Origin of the sequence: Rhodobacter sp. JA431 (assembly GCF_900217725.1) — a bacterium.
Classification (GTDB): Bacteria; Pseudomonadota; Alphaproteobacteria; order Rhodobacterales; family Rhodobacteraceae; genus Rhodobacter; species Rhodobacter aestuarii.
This window is the reverse complement of the sequence record NZ_OBMP01000005.1, coordinates 62,176-78,184: the sequence shown is the minus strand read 5'-3', so window position 1 is coordinate 78,184 and position 16,009 is coordinate 62,176. Positions and strand designations below refer to the sequence as shown.

The window sequence follows — 16,009 nt, the reverse complement described above, 5'->3', positions numbered from 1 at the left end:
GCGTTGGGAGTGGTGTTTCGGGCGGGGATGGGCTGTAAGCCACATGTGCCGCGGCTCCCTGCCCGGAAACCACGCGCAATTAACCGCGCGGCTTCGCGCGCGGTTAAGGCGAGTTTCTTATTATGATGCAGGGGGCGACTTGGGAGTCTGTAGGCCGCGAAATGTGGACTAACCAGCGTTAGGATAATGCCTGCTTCGGACTTAAGCGCAGGCTAACGCATTGGTTTTCGTGTTCCCGATGCGGCCTGCGTTTTGACTTGTCCCTTTCCCTCGTCACTCTGCGACACAGTCAGAGAAGTAGCTGACTTCGCCGTTTTCTCCCTTCACTTGGACCAGACCATGGATGTCGGTCTCGAAGCCCGGGCATTCGCGGGAGAATTCGCGGTTGAAGCGCAGGTAATCGACGATCTCTTTGCTAAAAATCTCGCCCGGAATCAGCAGCGGAATGCCGGGGGGGTAGGGCGTTACGAGGCTCGTGGTCACGCGGCCTTCCAACTCGTCAATCGGCACCCGCTGAGTCTTGCGCCGTGCGATATGGGAAAACGCTTCGGTGGGCGACATCGCCGGATGGTGATCGCCGAGGTAAATCTCGGTCGAGAGCCGCGCCACATCATATTTGGCATAAAGCTCATGAACGTGCTGCGAAAGATCGCGCAGCCCCATGTGTTCGTACCGGGGTTGTTTGGCGCAGAACTCGGGCATCACCCGCCAAAGCGGCTGGTTGCGGTCGTAATCGTCCTTGCATTGCTGAAGCGCGGCCAGAAGCGTGTTCCAGCGGCCTTTGGTGATGCCGATGGTGAACATGATGAAGAAGCTATAGAGCCCGGTCTTTTCCACCACGACGCCATGTTCGGCGAGGTATTTTGAGACGATAGACGCCGGGATGCCGCTTTCCTCAAACCGCCCGTCGATATTCAGGCCGGGCGTGATGATCGTCGCCTTGATCGGGTCGAGCATGTTGAAGCCGCGGGCCATATCGCCAAAGCCGTGCCACGCGTCTTGGCCAGAGCTTTCCACCGCCTCACTGTCAGTCTTTTTCAGCTCCCAATCCTTGGCGCGGCCGACCCCTTCTTCGGACAATTCGTCCGGCCCCCAGACCTTGAACCACCAGTCATTGCCGTATTCTTCGTCGACTTGCCGCATAGCGCGACGGAAATCGAGTGCCTCTGCGAGGCTTTCTTCCACCAGCGCCGTGCCGCCCGGAGGCTCCATCATCGCCGCCGCCACATCGCAGCTTGCGATGATCGAGTATTGCGGGCTGGTGGAGGTGTGCATCAGGTAGGATTCGTTGAACAGATGCCGGTCGAGCTTGGTCTCTTCGCTGTCTTGCACCAAGATGTGGCTCGCTTGGCTGATCCCGGCGAGCAGCTTGTGCACCGATTGCGTGGCATAGGTCACCGAATGCTTCATCCGAGCCCGCTTGCGCCCCATCGCGTGATAGGTGCCATAAAACGGGTGGAAAGCGGCGTGGGGGAGCCAAGCCTCATCAAAATGCAGCGTGTCGACATAGCCGTCGAGCAGGTCTTTCACCACTTCGGTGTTATAGAGCACGCCGTCATAGGTGGATTGCGTGAGTGTGAGGATGCGCGGCTTGACCGTCTCGGGATCAATGCCTTTCAGCAGCGGATGCGAGCGGATCTTTTCCTTGATCGCCGCGGGCTCAAACTCGGACCGCTGGATCGGCCCGATGATGCCCCAATGGTTCCGGGTCGGTTTCAAGAAGATCGGGATCGCCCCAATCATCACGATGGCATGCAAGATCGACTTGTGGCAGTTGCGGTCAACAATCACCACATCACCGGGAGCCACATTGTGGTGCCAGACCATCTTGTTCGAGGTCGAAGTGCCATTGGTGACGAAGTAGCAATGATCGGCGTTGAAAATCCGCGCGGCGTTCTTCTCAGACTCTCCAATGGCGCCATTGTGGTCGAGCAACTGGCCGAGTTCTTCCACCGCGTTGCAGACATCGGCGCGCAGCATGTTCTCGCCATAGAACTGGTGATACATCTGCCCGATGGGCGATTTCAAAAAGGCGACGCCGCCGGAATGGCCGGGGCAATGCCATGAATAGGAGCCATCCTCGGCGTAATCCAAAAGCGCCTTGAAGAAGGGCGGCTGGATATATTCGAGATAGTTCTTCGCCTCGCGCAAGATATGGCGGGCGACAAATTCGGGCGTGTCCTCGAAAGCGTGGATGAACCCGTGCAACTCGCGCAACACATCGTTTGGCAGGTGCCGCGAGGTTTTGGTCTCGCCATAGATGTAGATCGGAACGTCTTCGTTCTTCGAGCGGACCTCTTCGATGAAATTGCGCAGGTTCAAAACCGCCGGATCAAGGTCCGGGCCTGGGGTGAACTCTTCATCGTCGATCGACAAGACAAAGGCCGAGGCGCGGCTTTGTTGCTGCGCGAATTGCGACAGATCGCCATAACTCGTCGCGCCCAGCACCTCAAAGCCTTCTTTTTCGATGGCTTGGGCCAAAGCGCGAATGCCAAAGCCGGACGTGTTTTCAGACCTAAAATCCTCGTCGATGATGACGATTGGAAAGTGAAACTTCATCGGCCTATCCCTGATCCAACGCGCGGTGCCAAGCTGTTCTCGAAGCGCCGCGCTCAAACGTCAAGGCTAATATACCCGGATGGCTCTGCCGTAGGGAACCCCGGACCGGGCGGTTACGGGGCAATCATCCTGCGCCGGAATGCGGCGGGCGTCATCATCAAGCAAGTGGAACGCGGCGGTCTCGACCACGACACGACCAACATCAGAATGGAAATGACCGCTGCCTGTGTCGCGCTTGAAAGCCTCGGCAAAGTCACGGATGAACCGATCACCGTGTTCTCGGACGCCAACATCGTCCCCAACGGAATGAATGATTGGCTGCCGGGCTGGAAGGCCAAGGGCTGGATGACTGCCAGCAAGAAGCCTGTGAAGAACCGCGACCTGTGGGAACGGTTGGAAGCGGCTGCCGCTGGGCGGAATGTCACCTTCACTTGGCTGCGTGGCCACAACGGCAACCTGTTCAATGAAGCCGCCGACACGCGCGCCTATCGTGAAGCACGGGGCGCGGAAGCTGCCCTTGCGCGTGAACGCGGCTACTGAGACCGCATCGGTGCAATACATCGAACCCCGCTAGGGTGACCTCTCGGGCCGCGCTGGGGACCATCTTCGGATGGCCTTGGCGTGACTCGGGATTGTCAGCGATGGCGCTCACGGGGCAGCCTGTGGGCGCTGGTGACCGCCCTCCGCGTGACCTTGCAGGGCATCCATCACCTCACCGCTGATCTTTGCCGCGCGGCAGGCATCCTCAAAGTTGTGGCGAAGCGAATGGAAGGAAGTCTTGTCGCTCTTGATGCCGATGTTCTCAAGGTAGCGGCTAAAGAACTTCGAGAAGGTCTCAGAGTAATAACCCTGCTTGCTCAGCTTGAGCGCGGGAAAGACCCTCGCGCTCCCCTCTGCCTTCCGCGCGTGGACCATATCGAGAAAACCCAAGTCCAGCAGGTGCTTGTGCAATGGAACGCGCCGCTTGCCGTTTGTTGTCTTCACGCGCTGCTCATCTCCTTCATTGGTAATGAACAGGAAGGGGATGCCGTTCTGCTCCTTCACATCGTCAACGCGAAGCTGGCAAAGTTCGTTCATCCGGGCACCTGTGAGCAGGCCCATGAGGGGAAGCCAAAACCGCTCAGAGTTATGGGGAATGACGCTCCCCCGCTCTGACGCAAAGCGTTCAGATCGGCAGCCAGTAAACAGCGGGCTTGCATAGAGCTTTGCGAGTTCTTCTTGACTGAAGGGGGCGCGTTGGTCTCTGGCGGCGACGTTGTTGCGTACCGACAGCCCCTTGAACAGATTTGCCTGCACCTCGTCAAAATGGCCCTCTGCCCAATTCCAGAACGCACCTACGCGATTGAGCGCTTTATTCAGGGTGGAGATGCTCATCGGCTCTAGCCCAAGCTGCGCGGCCTTTTCTGCAGCTTGCGCAATCGGAAGTCCACGAGTCTCGGCCTTTTTCTGGCTGTTTGCGGGCAGCTTAAGCAGCACTTCCTTGAAGGCTCTGGCATCTTTCTTTTGGTAATCTGTGATCGGTCGGTCGCCCGCGACTTCGATGAACATCTGCATCCAACCAAGATAGTCGTCACGCACCTTCGGAGACCATGCACTCCGAGATTTTTCGTCTGCCCAGGCATTTGCGGCCTCAGAAAGGAGGCGTCCCCCAGGAGACGCTGAGGCGCCCTCAGACGGGTTTGGTGGCGTTGGAACGGTATCACCCTGGTTGCGGCGCTTGATGGCGTCTGTGGCCTCTCTGTGGGCCTCCTGAAGGGCGCGAATAAGACGCGGCCAGCTGGGCGAGTTCGCCGCCAGCCTGATGCCAATTCCGTCCCATGTGAGAACATCTTCGGCCTCAGCCCTGAAGAAGGGGTCTTGTTTGCCACGAGCCAGATTGTAGCGATTGATGGCGTCTAAATCTTCGATCAGCTCTTCATGCTCTTCGAAGGTTGGGCGCGGTTCAAACCGCTTCTCCGACACAAGAGCGCGTTCGCCGTCCTGCTCTTCGACCTCTTCGAAACCATCCAGCCTGATCTCCTCGTCTTCATCGAGCAGGTGATGCAGGTAGGTGGCCTTGATGGTGGAAAGCTGCAGCGGCGTCAGTTCGGACAGCACCGGGCCATGCTGACGCGCCAGCCTAAGCCGATGCTCATCGAATTTTCTGTCTACTTCAACGGCAGCAATCCTGACCCGGCGAACGGCTTCTGCGTAGTCGCGGGTTTTCAGGGAGAAGGTTTCTTCTCGCTTGCCATAGGTTGCGGCGATGTCTGTGGGGACGGCTGCGCGGTGGTAGTAGACGGCTCCGCGACGGTACAGTCGGGTGTGTCCTGGCATCTTCGTAAGGCGCTCCACTGTAACACCTCAGCGTAACACCCTTGGAAAATAGCTCTTCATTTTCAGCAAGTTATTGTTCTTGTTGATCTATGAGGAGATTTGGTGGAGCCAAGGTCTACCGAACCACACAACCAAACCCTCTCAAGACGTCTCATTCAATCTTAGTAACATCCTGCTTTCTTTTTACTTTATGGCTCATCTGTTTTCAACTACCATCATGCCGTATCAAATCTGTCCCGCCATTTTGTCAATCTGTCCCACCCCTTCTGGCGGGACAAATGGTGGGACAAGGGGGGCGCTGCAATGGCGAAGCTGACTGTCAAAGGCATCGAGGCGAAGCGCGAGCCGGGGATGTATGGCGACGGCGATGGGCTTTATCTGCGAATTGGGCCGACCGGGGCGAAGTCTTGGATCTTGCGCACCGTGGTTCATGGCAGGCGTCGGGAACTCGGGCTTGGTCCCGCGCCATTGGTGCCGCTCGCGGAGGCGCGGGAACTCGCGCGGCAATATCGGAAGATTGCCCGCCAAGGGGGTGACCCAGACACAAAGAGGCGGCAAGAGAGTCTCACTTTCGCCAAAGCCGCCGCAAAACTGCACGCCCAGCTTTTGCCGACTTGGAAGAACCGCAAGCACGCCGAAACGTGGCTGGCCTCAATCGAGGCTTACGCGAACCCACATTTCGGGAACCGCCCGCTTCACACCATCACCAGCGCCGATATTTTGCGCGCGCTTGAGCCGATCTGGACTGCAAAGCCCGAAACGGCAAAGCGCGTGCGGCAGCGCATTTCAGCCGTGTTTGATTGGGCGAGAGGGGCCGGGCAATATTCTGAGGCAAACCCGGTCGATGGCTTGACGAAGGCGCTGCCGGTTGTGAAAGCCTCGGGCGACCACATGGCAGCACTGCCGTGGGGCGACCTTCCCGCCTTCTGGGCGCAACTTGGCGCGCGTGATGCCATTGCGGCGCGTTGCCTCGAATTCCTGATACTGACCGCGGCGCGCAGCGGTGAGGCGCGCGGCGCTCGCTGGGCCGAAATCGACCTTGAGGCGCGGGTTTGGAATGTTCCGGCAGAGCGGATGAAGCGTGGCATTGCGCATCGGGTGCCGCTCTGTGAGCCGGCGCTTTCCGTTCTCAAGACTGTGCGCGGGCTCGATGCTGATTTTGTGTTCCCGTCCGTTCAGCGCTCGAAATCGAACGAGGCGCGGCCAATGTCGGACATGGTATTCAAAGGGCTGTTCAAGCGGATGGGGCGGGAAGGGTTCACAACCCACGGTTTCCGCTCGACCTTTCGCGATTGGGCAAGCGAGAGCGCTCATGCGGATCGAGAAGTTGCCGAAGCAGCACTTGCCCATGCCACCGGAAACGCTGTGGAAAGAGCCTATGCGCGAAGCGACCTATTTGAGCGCCGCCGCGCGTTGATGGACGCATGGGGACGGTATGCGACCGGGGAAGCCGGGCAAGTGGTTGAGATGGTGCGGGCATGATTCCAGAATTGGAAGTCGCGCTAACCCCAATCGGTTGGGAACGAGTTAAAGTCATTGCCCCGCACGAGGCACGCCGTTTGGCCCTACACCTAAATACAAATGGTGGTTTAGTGGCATTTGACGCGCATCAGGCGCGCAAATCCGCCAAACAAATCGAAACACTAGAGCGAGATATTGCGTCTGTTTTGATAAGACTTCAGGGCCTCACTGATGACGCGCGGACAACAGTGAACCTTGTATCGACTTCGCCGGAGGAGCGTAACGGTGGATGGCCTGATCATGTAGGAGCCGCTATCAGTTCCTTGACTGTGCTGAGTCCCGGTCTGGAATGCTGGCGGGATCAGCTTAAAAGGCTGGGTGCCGAAGAAGGGGGAAGGGGGCGCCCTACAAACCTCGCCGTGCGGTCTATTGCATTCGCGGTCGCTGAGATCTTTGTAATTGGGACCGGTAGAAAGCCAACTTTTCGTGGGAAAAGCGGAAGCGACCTGTTCGCCAAAACGGTCAAAGCTGTCATAGATGCCTTGGGATTGCGTCACGTTGAAACAATAGACGGCGCCTGCCAATGGGCGGTTGAGCAGTTGGATGAAGGCCGGATGGCACGGCTATTAGACCTTCACAATGGAGCAGAACACCAGCGGCATCTATCGCTTTTCGACGTCGCAAAATTAATTCGCTCGGAGCCCTGAATTAATCAATTTCCTTTCTGCGACCAGATTAGAGAAGTTCGCTCTATCCCCAAAAGTAGGAGCGATAGGATGAGCATCTTAGAACGTAAATTCGCGAAGACCTACCTTAACACCCGAGAACTTGCTGCTTTGCTTGAGGTGAGCGTTGCGACGATCTGGCGCTGGAAGAAGACTGGTTATCTGCCAGCGCCGACCAAGATCGGCGGAATGACCCGCTGGACGAAGGCGGAAATCATCGAGCAATTCCCCGAACTGGCGAACGACGCCGCCTAAATGAAAACCCCCAGCCTTCCGGCCGGGGGCGGTATCCAATATTCGCAACTCTAGGATACCGGTTTCGGCTTGGCTGGGCAACCGTGAGGTGTGCCAAATGGCCAAAGCAATTTGGGGCGCGGCGCGTTTCTCCGTTCAGATCGGAGGCGCTGCCCCCTTCCCAATCGAAGTTACAGGCCGCGAGCGCTGGGCGCTCGAAGCCCTGATTGCGGCGGGATCAAAGGGCTGCGCGCCGTTTGACCATCCCGGCCCGCGTTGGTCTGCCTATGTTCATGACCTGCGCAAGTTGGGCGTTCTGATCGAAAAAACCACAGAGCGCCACGGCGGTGAGTTTCCCGGAAATCACGCCCGGTATTGTCTTGCGTGCTTGGTCCGCAGGATCGGGGAGGAAAAGGCCGCATGAACGTCGCCCCTTTTCGAAACTACGATGGCCGAGAAAGATCGAACACCTATTCCGGTGAGATCTGGCGCGCAGGCAGGTGGCGCGTGATTGCCTGCGCCGACAATTGGCAGTGGGCCATTCAGCGTCAACGGGACGGTGAGGCGGGCTTGGAAGCCTTGTGGGACAATCGCATGTGGTTCCGTAGCCGCGGCGCGCTCCTGCGGTTCTGGCACCAGCTTTCGGGCAAGGACGGCTCCGCTCTTGAGGCAATGTTGCCTGAGCGATTCAAGCCAAGTTGAAAAACGAAGAACGCCCGCCGGGCATGGCGGGCGCTGGGGTTTGGCTGACGGTAACGACAGTGGGGCCAAACTCCGCGATGCCTACCACGGGGCGGTGACAAAGGCAAAGCGCAGTCCGAAAGACCGAAGCGCGTCACCCGGCACAAGTGATCGAGTGTGTCGAAAGTAGCGGTCAACTCAGCGGCGCAGATCACGCGCACGGTGAGGCCCGAAGCGACGGTTCGGCTCCGGCCAGCAAGATCGTGTAGGGCATGGGGACAACCTCGGTTTGCGCCGGGGCTTGTCGTCCTATGCCCTCCCTCCGGTTCTCTCCTACCAGCAAGACTTAAGAATCCTCTGCGCGAAAGTTCAGAACTTAGGTGTTCCGAGGCGTAAGATATTCGCGGCCCGATTTTTCCGTTTCTCATTTGACGCGCACGCGCGTTCGTCATTTTGGGGCGTCTCGCGCGGCATGAAGACCACCTTTCGCCCACTTTTTCGCAAAGCATCTTTTCGCGATTCCCGTGTTTTCAAGGTGATAGGGTGTAACGGTGCTTTCGTGGGCGGTTTCACATCTGCAAACTTGACGGTGGAAAGTTTCGATTTCGTCTCACGTAAAAACTTGTCGGGAAGGTCGAAACGGGGGCGCTGGACGCCGATCTCGCTACCTTATGGCCTGTCCCCACTCACGGCGCTTCGCGCCTTGTGGCGGGCAACAAGGATACACGACGCCCGAGATAGTCCCGCCCTTGAAGAGCTGATCGAATTGTTCGCGGGTGAAATCTGGCAGGTCTGGTGTGTCGCTCATCGATCCTCCGAGGGCGGCGGTGGCAGATAGCCGTGCGCGATCAACTGGGCATACTCCGAAGGGGGCACCCCTTGCCGGATCAGATCATGGACGTGACGGATCGCACAAGCATCGGCAAGCGGGTCGAGCAGCCGCAGGGCCAGGGCGTCATGAAGAAGCAAGGTGAAGCGATCACATGGCAGGCCCTCGTGGTACCTCAATAGTCCCCCGTGCCGAAGGCAGGCACAGAAATGTTCAAGAGTTTCAATCCAGTGAAGATTTCGCGCGAACGAGCTTTGAGAGAGATTCTCAAGAAGCCACGTGGTTGTCTGCTGTTCATTTTCCGAAACCTGTGACGCGACCAGAAGCTTGCCCAGAACAGCCTCAACCGACCAGGCAATCAATGCTCGGAACGAATCGTTGAGGGGAAGATTTGCAAACCTGTTGCTGACCCGGCTGAGCCTGAAGATTGCATCTTCGCTCTCCGGATGGGTTCCTGCCCAGGCAATGATGCAGGCAACGCCCTTGGGCGACAAGTCATGGGCCATGGACAGCGCCTTCGTCAGATAGACGGCCTCTTCGCTCTGCCAATGCTGGAACAACCATGCCTCGCATGCCGCCTTGATCGGGTCCAGCGGCTCACCGGCTTCGAGCCATGCGCGAAAAACAAAATCCGCTTCCTCCTGCGAAGAATTGATTTCGATCCATGCGATCAGGTGATCTCGCACCGCCTCGGCCTCGCCCGTGGCATCGAGCCAGGCTCGATAGACGAACTGCGCCTCGGGGGTTGCGCCGTGCTGTTCGAGCCAGCCAAGGAGGGGCGCGCGCACCGCCCCGGCCTCGCCCGTGGCATCGAGCCAGCTTTTGTAGACGAACCTCGCGTCGAGGGTTGCGCCGTGCTGTTCGAGCCAGCCAAGGAGGGGAGCGCGCACCGCCTCGGCTTCGCCCGTGGCATCGAGCCAGCTTTTGTAGACGAACTGCGCTTCGGTGGTGGCGCCGTGCTGTTCGAGCCAGCCAAGGAGGGGCGCGCGCACCGCCCCGGCTTCGCCCTTGGCATCGAGCCAGCTTTGGTAGACGAACGACGCCTCGGGGGTGGCGCCGTGCTGTTCGAGCCAGCCAAGGAGGGGCGCGCGCACCGCCCCGGCTTCGCCCGTGGCATCGAGCCAGCTTTTGTAGACGAACCGCGCCTCGGGGGTGGCGCCGTGCTGTTCGAGCCAGCCAAGGAGGGGCGCGCGCACCGCCTCAGCCCCGGCTTCGCCCGTGGCATCGAGCCAGCTTTTGTAGACGAACTGCGCTTCGGGGGTGGCGCCGTGCTGTTCGAGCCAGCCAAGGAGGGGCGTGCGCACCGCCTCGGCCTCGCCCGTGGCATCGAGCCAGCTTTTGTAGACGAAGGATGCCTTTCGCGCGGTTTCGTTCTGAGGCAACCATTTCAGCAAATGCGGTCGGACCGTCTCGGGCGGCGTGCCCCAACGCAGCAGCGAGACCAGAAGGTAATGCGTGCTGAGCGCGCCGGGTTCGGCAACGATCCGGTCCAGAACGCGCCCCTCGTAGCGCGCAGGATCAAAGGCATGGGCGCAGCGCAGGATGATGTTGCTGGGGTTGGGCCAGTCGGTTGCCGTGGCAAGAGGCGCGGCCAGCGCGACCTCTGCCGTGGCGCGGGGCATCGCGTCGCCCGCGTGCAGCGCCGCCCATTCCGCCGCCCGTGCCAGCACCAGATGTGACTGTGGTTCCTTGGCCAGGCGATCGCCCACATCAGGCTCTTCGGCCAGCACTGCGATCAGGTCTGAAGGCGGAAGCAGGCGGCTTTGCGCCAGCATCGGAAGGGCCGCAAGGGTCCGTTCCCGGTCACGGCGCAAGAGAGTCTTGACCGCCTTGCACCCGGAAAGCCTGGCGAACACCGGATGCGCCCCCAGCCGGTCCACCGCGGCAAGGCAGCGATCCAGACGCCCCTCGGTCAGCGCCGCGATCAAAAGCGTCTGCAACCGGAGCTGTTCATCTTTAGGCATCTCCGAGAGGTGCCGCGCCAGCATCGCATCGGCCAGAACGTCATGCGCCGCCGCAAAACCCGCCCCCTCGGGCTCGATCCAGTGATCGGCCCGGAGCACGGCAAAAAGTTGATCATGCACCTCCGAGGTCGCGCGAAAGGCTTCGACCTCGGCTTCCGGCATCGGAAGGCGAACCGCCAGTTCTGCCAGCAGACGTCGCACCAGTTGCCCCTGAAAGCGATCTTCGATGGCTTGCAGGCGTCGGGCGGACCAATCGGCGAAATCCTTGACCGCGGCAAGATTTCCGAACTGCTTTTCGAACTGGGCCTTGTCGCTTTGCAGCAAGAAGCCCGCGAAGGCGGCCATCACCGGCAGCCCCGAACAGCTTTGCGCAACCGCCTCGGCCTCCGGAACCGCGAAATGCGCCAGAATCTTGCGCACCACCCAGGCGTCGAAGGCCGGGTCCGCCTCCGGATCAAGAACGGTTTCCTCGGGTGCCAGCGCAGACAGACGGTCGAGAACCTGCTGGATCGAACTTGCCCGCGTCGAGGCCAGCAGGGACAACTGATGCCCCCCTTCAAGAGCCAGTCGGCCCATTTCGGTCGCAAATCCTTCGAGGTCTTCGCAGGCTTCGGCATAGTCGACAAAAAGCAGGAGCCGGGCACCCGTTGCATGGCTTTGGCAAAGCTTGGTCAGATCGGTGGCCTGTGCCTTGCGGTCGAGGCGCACCGGCCACCAGTCGCGTTGGCGCGCCGCTTCGCACAACTCGATGGCCAGCCGGGTCTTGCCAACCCCGCCGGGGCCGGAAATCACCCCCGTCCGCGGCCCGTTGCCCGTCGTGAGATGGTCGAGCGTCGACTCGAAGTGCGAGATCCGCTTGCCGCCCGTTTCCTCCAAATAAGCATCGCGACTGAAATAGGGCAGGTGGCGGCTTTCCAGGAACCGCTTGAAGCCAGCTTCTGACCCGAAACTGAGCGCAATATCGCCGTAGCCATACGGCAACCCGCCAAACCAACGATAAAAGAGCTGCGGAAATGAGGCGGCCTTACCGATCAGGTCGTCCCAGTAGCGCAGCTCCACCTTGAGGCGGCGCAGGTGATTCAGATCCGGATGCTGGTCCGACAAGTCGGCGAAGAACTCTTCGATGGAGCGCTTCAGGGTGGTGCGTTCGTCGGTGCTGGCGGCGATCGCCGAAGTGACAAAAGTATATGTCGACAGATTGCCCTGCGACCGGAGCCAAGGGCGGTATCTACCCCGTCCCTTGTCGTCTCCTGCGGCGAGGGGAGGCAAATTGTTCTCAAGGTTGCTTCGCACCTGTCCCCATCGGTCCGCGGCCTTGTCCTTGCTTTGCGCGCCGATGAACTTGCATTCGACGATCCGTGTGATCGGAGCGTCTTGGTCTGACAGATCGATAGCGCCGTCCGGCCCCTTGGCCAAACCCCGGACCAAGGCCGTATCCGGCTCTTGCCGGCTCAGGAATTCATCGACAAAACGTTCGAATGCGCCGCCATCATCCTCGCGGTCAAGAATACGGTCATCGAAGCGTTTGTGCGTAAAGTCAGGCATTTTCTGCACGCAATCTGCCAGTTCCAGGCGAGGGCAGGTTAAAGCAGGTGCAATGTAAAACAAGTGCGCCATAGAAGCGCGAACCGAGTGCTATGCACATTGAGATGTTCTGCGACATCAAGGTTTGAGGTTGCGTCAAAAAACGGCCAAATGGCTCATGCAGGAAGCGCGCGGATGCTACTGCGGGTTCTGAGCACAAAAGGTATCATTTGATCTGGCCGTCGACGGAATTCGCCGCATTGCCTGAGGCGCGGCGCGCGGTGTCGTGCCCCCAATGGGACTCAGGAACGGTCGCTATCGCAGATTGCTACGGATGCGATGCCGCAGTCTCGCGGGCAGTAGATCGCTCGAGTCAGGCCAAATAACCGACCGCGTGGTTTGGTAATCGCGTGGATCGACGCCCTTCGGTGCTGTTAATGGCGTTCAGTTTCCCGTGTCTGTCGTGGTTGCCAATGCCCGCGACGGAGCTTCAGGATATATATATCCCTGAGGGGCAACGTGCCGAGCATCGACATGAACATTGACGCCAGCACCGCTTTTTCCACCCGAGGCAAAGAATTCAACGAGGCGCGCACGAACGGTTTCTGACTTCGCTGAGCGCATCAACTCCAGACCGGTTTTAATCGCGACGGCCTCGGCTCTGGCGCGCAGGAGGTCCATTTCTGCCACAAACCTTGCCTCAACCTCAGCCTTGAAATCCTGCACCTCTGGCCGGCGCAGCGCTTTGCTAAGTCCTTGTCGGGACATGCCTGCACCCTCGGCAGCCTTCACGATTGGGAGTGCTTCCGTAACCATCAGTTCGACGGCTTTGCGAACCTTGGCAGAAATGCGGGCGGGGCGCGGGGGCAGGGAGATGATTGTGTACATGCGCCCAGAATAATGCGGGACGCAAATTCGAGCGATGCACAGCGCTTTCTGAAAAATTTTTGAAAAGCCGCGCGGGCGGAGGTGGAGTGGCTCAACCGCGCGCGCGATTTTTGACCCCTCCCCCACCCCCTCGACACCCCCGGCACCCCGAATTTGGACGCGAAGCGACGAGGAAGGGACCGCGAGCAAAGTGAATGGCCCCGCCATTTGCGGGGCCGTTTTTTAGTCAGGCCGCCGTGCAGTTGACATGGAGCCCGAGGGCGGCACGGGCGTTCCGCACCAGAACCGCCTCAAAAGTTGAAGCCCCGGCCTCCGGCGCATCCAGCGCCATGACAATCTGGCGCGCCGAATCCTCGGCAGTGCTGGCAGGGAGCGCGAGAGCGCGTTGTGTGATTGCCGTCCATTCAACATAGAGCGCATCTAAGGCTTCTTCGGAAGCGCCTTGGTCCTGCGCCTCGGCAAAAGCGCGCTCGGCGATCTGGTGGCGTTCGAACAGGTCGGCAATGGTTCCTGTGGTTTCGGTCATCTTTCTGCTTCCTTCGATCTGCCCCATGCGGGCTTGATGACGCGGCACGCGACTGCGGGCCGGAGGATGCTGAGAGATTTGAAACGCCTTCCCGCTGGCGGGACAAATGGCGGGACAAGAGTTCGCCAATACAGCTTTATCTTATCTTTTCAGTTGCTTACTTGAGGAGATTTGGTGGAGCCAAGGGGAGTCGAACCCCTGACCTCTTGAATGCCATTCAAGCGCTCTCCCAACTGAGCTATGGCCCCACCGTGAGGTCTGCAATCCGCTGTGCGTCTTGCGTGGGGGGTCTATACGGGGAGGCTCGGGCGGGCGCAAGAGGAATTTCGGCGCTGGCGCAGAATTTTTTTCATCGCCCCGCAGCGCGTCCCATGTGGCAAAGAAAAAGGCGCAAGGTTGCCCTTGCGCCCCGTTCGTCAGATGGCTTGGCCGCTTGGCTCAGCTCTCATCTTCATTGCTCGCGACATCAGCGATGTCATCGAGCGAGACGTTATCGTCCTCGTCATCTTCAAGCAGATCGTCGTCAAGATCGACGTCGCCGCTATCATCATCGAGATCGTCTTCGGTCAGATCCTCGACATCAACCTCGGTTTCGCGCGGCGCGGCTTTATCGGCCACCATCACACGGCCACGGCCCGCAGCGGTCAGGCTTTCCAGCGTGAAGCTGTTGCCGCAAACCGGGCAGGTCATCGGGTCCTTGGTCAGATCGTAGAACCGGCTCGCACAATGCGGGCAGAGGCGCTTGACGCCCCATTCCTCTTTCGGCATGGAAGTCTCCTGGCAGGCTCGTTCGCACAGAGTCGCAGCCGATTGCCACAACCGCAACGGGGTGTCAAAGCCTTTTCGCGTTCCAATTGTTCAAAGCTGCTCGCAAATGACCGACAACTCGCTTGTTTTGCCCGATCTGCCCGGTGTTGCGGTGGCGGTGCGCCGCTCGGCCCGGGCGCGGCGGTTTTCGTTGCGGGTGAGCCGGATTGATGGCGCGGTGACGCTGACCATGCCGTTGCGGGCACGGATGTCGGAGGCGGTGGCCTTTGCGCAAGGGCAAAGCGCTTGGCTGCGTGGGGCGCTGGAAAAGTTGCCCTCGGTGCGGCGTCCCGGCTTTGGCGAGACACTTCCTTTTGAGGGGCGCGATCTGCGCATTGAAGAGGCCCGGTTGCGCGCGCCAAAGGTGGAGGGCGACCGGCTCTTGGTGCCCGGTGGGGAAGAACGCCTAGGGGCTCGGCTTGAGACCTTCTTGAAGCATTGCGCAAGGATGCGCCTGCAAGAAGCGACGGAGCGTCATGCCAAGGCGCTCGGGCGGCCCTTCAAGCGGATCACCTTGCGCGACACACGCTCGCGCTGGGGCTCTTGCGCGGCGGATGGCTCGCTGAGCTATTCATGGCGGTTGATTATGGCCCCGCCCGAGGTGCTCGATTATGTCGCCGCCCATGAGGTGGCACATCTGGCGGAGATGAATCATTCTCCGGCGTTTTGGGCCGTGGTGGCGCGGTTGATGCCAGATTATGCGCCACATCGGGCTTGGCTGAAGGCGCATGGCGGCGCCTTGCAGGCGATCCGGCTGCGCGAGTGACGCGGGACGCTGGGTCACATTGACGAGCGCTCCATTTGTGATCACAAAGGCGCATGTCTGAGACCCTGCCACGCCCCACCAAACCTTTGCCCGCGGAAGCGGCAGCGCATGATCGGCTGTATCGGATCTTGCGCCAGCAAATCTTGGTGGGGGAGATGCTGCCCGGCCAGGCGCTGACGTTGCGCGGTCTTGGCAAGCAATTCGGCCTGTCCATGACCCCGGTGCGCGAGGCATTGCGGCGCTTGGTGGCGGAAGGGGCTTTGACGCTGTCGTCCTCTGGCCGTGTGGCAACGCCGGAACTCACCAATGAACGGATCGAGGAATTGGCGGCGCTGCGCGCGCTGATAGAGCCGGAACTGGCCTCGCGCGCCCTGCCACGCGCGCACCTTGCGCTGATTGACCGCTTGGCCACGATCAACACCGCCAATGCCGAAGCCGTTGCAAAAGCGGATGCGGTGAGCTTTATCCGCACCAATTTGGAATTTCACCGCACGCTTTATTTGCGCGCGCAGGCCCCGGCGATGCTGGCGGTGCTTGAAACGGTCTGGCTTCAGCTTGGCCCCACGATGCGCGCGCTTTACGACAAGGTGCCCCGCAACGAGCCGCCGCGCCATCACCGGTTGATTCTGGCGGCGTTGCGGGCCGGCGATGAGCCGGGCTTGCGGCTGGCGGTGCGCACCGATGTGACGCAAGGCTTGCGCCATCTGGCGGGTTAGACGCTTGGTCGCA

The 16,009-nt window shown here is 60.1% G+C and carries 14 protein-coding genes and 1 tRNA gene; 8 read left to right on the top strand and 7 right to left on the bottom strand.

Going from position 1 to position 16,009, the window contains the following annotated elements; all coding sequences use genetic code 11:
* Positions 1–273 precede the first annotated feature (273 nt).
* Positions 274–2,559, bottom strand: coding sequence for an arginine/lysine/ornithine decarboxylase (locus tag CRO18_RS11550; protein WP_076483689.1), 2,286 nt, complete (start codon positions 2,557–2,559; stop codon positions 274–276).
* Here CRO18_RS11550 and CRO18_RS11545 point away from each other — a divergent pair.
* Complete coding sequence (locus tag CRO18_RS11545; protein ID WP_249276053.1) at positions 2,548–3,099, top strand: ribonuclease H; 552 nt, start codon at positions 2,548–2,550, stop codon at positions 3,097–3,099. The two genes, CRO18_RS11550 and CRO18_RS11545, sit on opposite strands and share 12 nt — an antisense overlap.
* Positions 3,100–3,207: 108 nt before the next feature.
* Here CRO18_RS11545 and CRO18_RS11540 read toward each other — a convergent pair whose 3' ends face one another.
* Positions 3,208–4,875 carry a site-specific integrase gene (locus CRO18_RS11540; RefSeq protein WP_143128632.1) on the bottom strand — a complete coding sequence of 556 codons (1,668 nt, stop codon included), beginning with the start codon at positions 4,873–4,875 and terminating at the stop codon, positions 3,208–3,210.
* 303 nt (positions 4,876–5,178) lie between these two features.
* Between CRO18_RS11540 and CRO18_RS11535 the strand changes: the two genes are divergently transcribed.
* From CRO18_RS11535 to CRO18_RS11515, 5 genes are all read left to right on the top strand, one after another.
* On the top strand, positions 5,179–6,357 hold the full coding sequence (locus CRO18_RS11535) for a site-specific integrase (RefSeq protein ID WP_097082229.1): 1,179 nt from the start codon (positions 5,179–5,181) through the stop codon (positions 6,355–6,357).
* The gene (locus CRO18_RS11530) at positions 6,354–7,043 is read left to right on the top strand and encodes a hypothetical protein (protein WP_097082228.1); all 690 of its coding nucleotides are present in this window, start codon (positions 6,354–6,356) and stop codon (positions 7,041–7,043) included. The genes CRO18_RS11535 and CRO18_RS11530 overlap by 4 nt, the downstream gene beginning before the upstream one ends.
* A gap of 69 nt (positions 7,044–7,112) precedes the next feature.
* A complete protein-coding gene (locus tag CRO18_RS11525; protein WP_097082227.1) occupies positions 7,113–7,316 on the top strand; it encodes an AlpA family transcriptional regulator in 204 nt (67 codons plus the stop codon).
* Between the two features lie 97 nt (positions 7,317–7,413).
* Positions 7,414–7,719 (top strand): hypothetical protein, encoded by a 306-nt coding sequence (locus CRO18_RS11520; protein WP_097082226.1) that lies wholly within the window; start codon positions 7,414–7,416, stop codon positions 7,717–7,719.
* Complete coding sequence (locus CRO18_RS11515) at positions 7,716–7,997, top strand: hypothetical protein (RefSeq protein WP_097082225.1); 282 nt, start codon at positions 7,716–7,718, stop codon at positions 7,995–7,997. The genes CRO18_RS11520 and CRO18_RS11515 overlap by 4 nt, the downstream gene beginning before the upstream one ends.
* Positions 7,998–8,780: 783 nt before the next feature.
* On the opposite strand, the gene CRO18_RS11510 is transcribed toward CRO18_RS11515, so the two are convergent.
* The 5 genes from CRO18_RS11510 to CRO18_RS11490 form a co-directional block, all read right to left on the bottom strand.
* On the bottom strand, positions 8,781–12,386 hold the full coding sequence (locus CRO18_RS11510; RefSeq protein ID WP_170952647.1) for a hypothetical protein: 3,606 nt from the start codon (positions 12,384–12,386) through the stop codon (positions 8,781–8,783).
* Between the two features lie 351 nt (positions 12,387–12,737).
* Positions 12,738–13,181 (bottom strand): hypothetical protein, encoded by a 444-nt coding sequence (locus CRO18_RS11505; protein WP_143128631.1) that lies wholly within the window; start codon positions 13,179–13,181, stop codon positions 12,738–12,740.
* Between the two features lie 226 nt (positions 13,182–13,407).
* Entirely contained in the window at positions 13,408–13,707 is a 300-nt protein-coding gene (locus CRO18_RS11500; RefSeq protein ID WP_097082222.1) for a hypothetical protein, read from the bottom strand.
* Positions 13,708–13,879: 172 nt separating this feature from the next.
* Positions 13,880–13,955 (bottom strand) — tRNA-Ala (locus tag CRO18_RS11495).
* 190 nt (positions 13,956–14,145) lie between these two features.
* Positions 14,146–14,475, bottom strand: coding sequence for a TIGR02300 family protein (locus tag CRO18_RS11490; protein WP_076483682.1), 330 nt, complete (start codon positions 14,473–14,475; stop codon positions 14,146–14,148).
* Positions 14,476–14,581: 106 nt separating this feature from the next.
* On the opposite strand from CRO18_RS11490, the gene CRO18_RS11485 reads away from it, so the two are divergent.
* Both CRO18_RS11485 and CRO18_RS11480 read left to right on the top strand, forming a co-directional pair.
* Positions 14,582–15,280 carry a M48 family metallopeptidase gene (locus CRO18_RS11485; protein WP_097082221.1) on the top strand — a complete coding sequence of 233 codons (699 nt, stop codon included), beginning with the start codon at positions 14,582–14,584 and terminating at the stop codon, positions 15,278–15,280.
* 53 nt (positions 15,281–15,333) lie between these two features.
* Positions 15,334–15,996: a GntR family transcriptional regulator gene (locus CRO18_RS11480; RefSeq protein WP_076483680.1), complete on the top strand. Its 663-nt coding sequence runs from the start codon at positions 15,334–15,336 to the stop codon at positions 15,994–15,996.
* Positions 15,997–16,009: the final 13 nt, after the last annotated feature.

What these genes read in the sequence shown, in the direction of transcription:
- CRO18_RS11485 (WP_097082221.1), top strand. Translation starts at nt 14,582, where the DNA reads ATGACCGACAACTCGCTTGTTTTGCCCGATCTGCCCGGTGTTGCGGTG.
- CRO18_RS11540 (WP_143128632.1), bottom strand. Translation starts at nt 4,875, where the DNA reads ATGCCAGGACACACCCGACTGTACCGTCGCGGAGCCGTCTACTACCAC.
- CRO18_RS11550 (WP_076483689.1), bottom strand. Translation starts at nt 2,559, where the DNA reads ATGAAGTTTCACTTTCCAATCGTCATCATCGACGAGGATTTTAGGTCT.
- CRO18_RS11525 (WP_097082227.1), top strand. Translation starts at nt 7,113, where the DNA reads ATGAGCATCTTAGAACGTAAATTCGCGAAGACCTACCTTAACACCCGA.
- CRO18_RS11530 (WP_097082228.1), top strand. Translation starts at nt 6,354, where the DNA reads ATGATTCCAGAATTGGAAGTCGCGCTAACCCCAATCGGTTGGGAACGA.
- CRO18_RS11490 (WP_076483682.1), bottom strand. Translation starts at nt 14,475, where the DNA reads ATGCCGAAAGAGGAATGGGGCGTCAAGCGCCTCTGCCCGCATTGTGCG.
- CRO18_RS11520 (WP_097082226.1), top strand. Translation starts at nt 7,414, where the DNA reads ATGGCCAAAGCAATTTGGGGCGCGGCGCGTTTCTCCGTTCAGATCGGA.
- CRO18_RS11515 (WP_097082225.1), top strand. Translation starts at nt 7,716, where the DNA reads ATGAACGTCGCCCCTTTTCGAAACTACGATGGCCGAGAAAGATCGAAC.
- CRO18_RS11480 (WP_076483680.1), top strand. Translation starts at nt 15,334, where the DNA reads ATGTCTGAGACCCTGCCACGCCCCACCAAACCTTTGCCCGCGGAAGCG.
- CRO18_RS11505 (WP_143128631.1), bottom strand. Translation starts at nt 13,181, where the DNA reads ATGTACACAATCATCTCCCTGCCCCCGCGCCCCGCCCGCATTTCTGCC.
- CRO18_RS11510 (WP_170952647.1), bottom strand. Translation starts at nt 12,386, where the DNA reads ATGGCGCACTTGTTTTACATTGCACCTGCTTTAACCTGCCCTCGCCTG.
- CRO18_RS11535 (WP_097082229.1), top strand. Translation starts at nt 5,179, where the DNA reads ATGGCGAAGCTGACTGTCAAAGGCATCGAGGCGAAGCGCGAGCCGGGG.
- CRO18_RS11500 (WP_097082222.1), bottom strand. Translation starts at nt 13,707, where the DNA reads ATGACCGAAACCACAGGAACCATTGCCGACCTGTTCGAACGCCACCAG.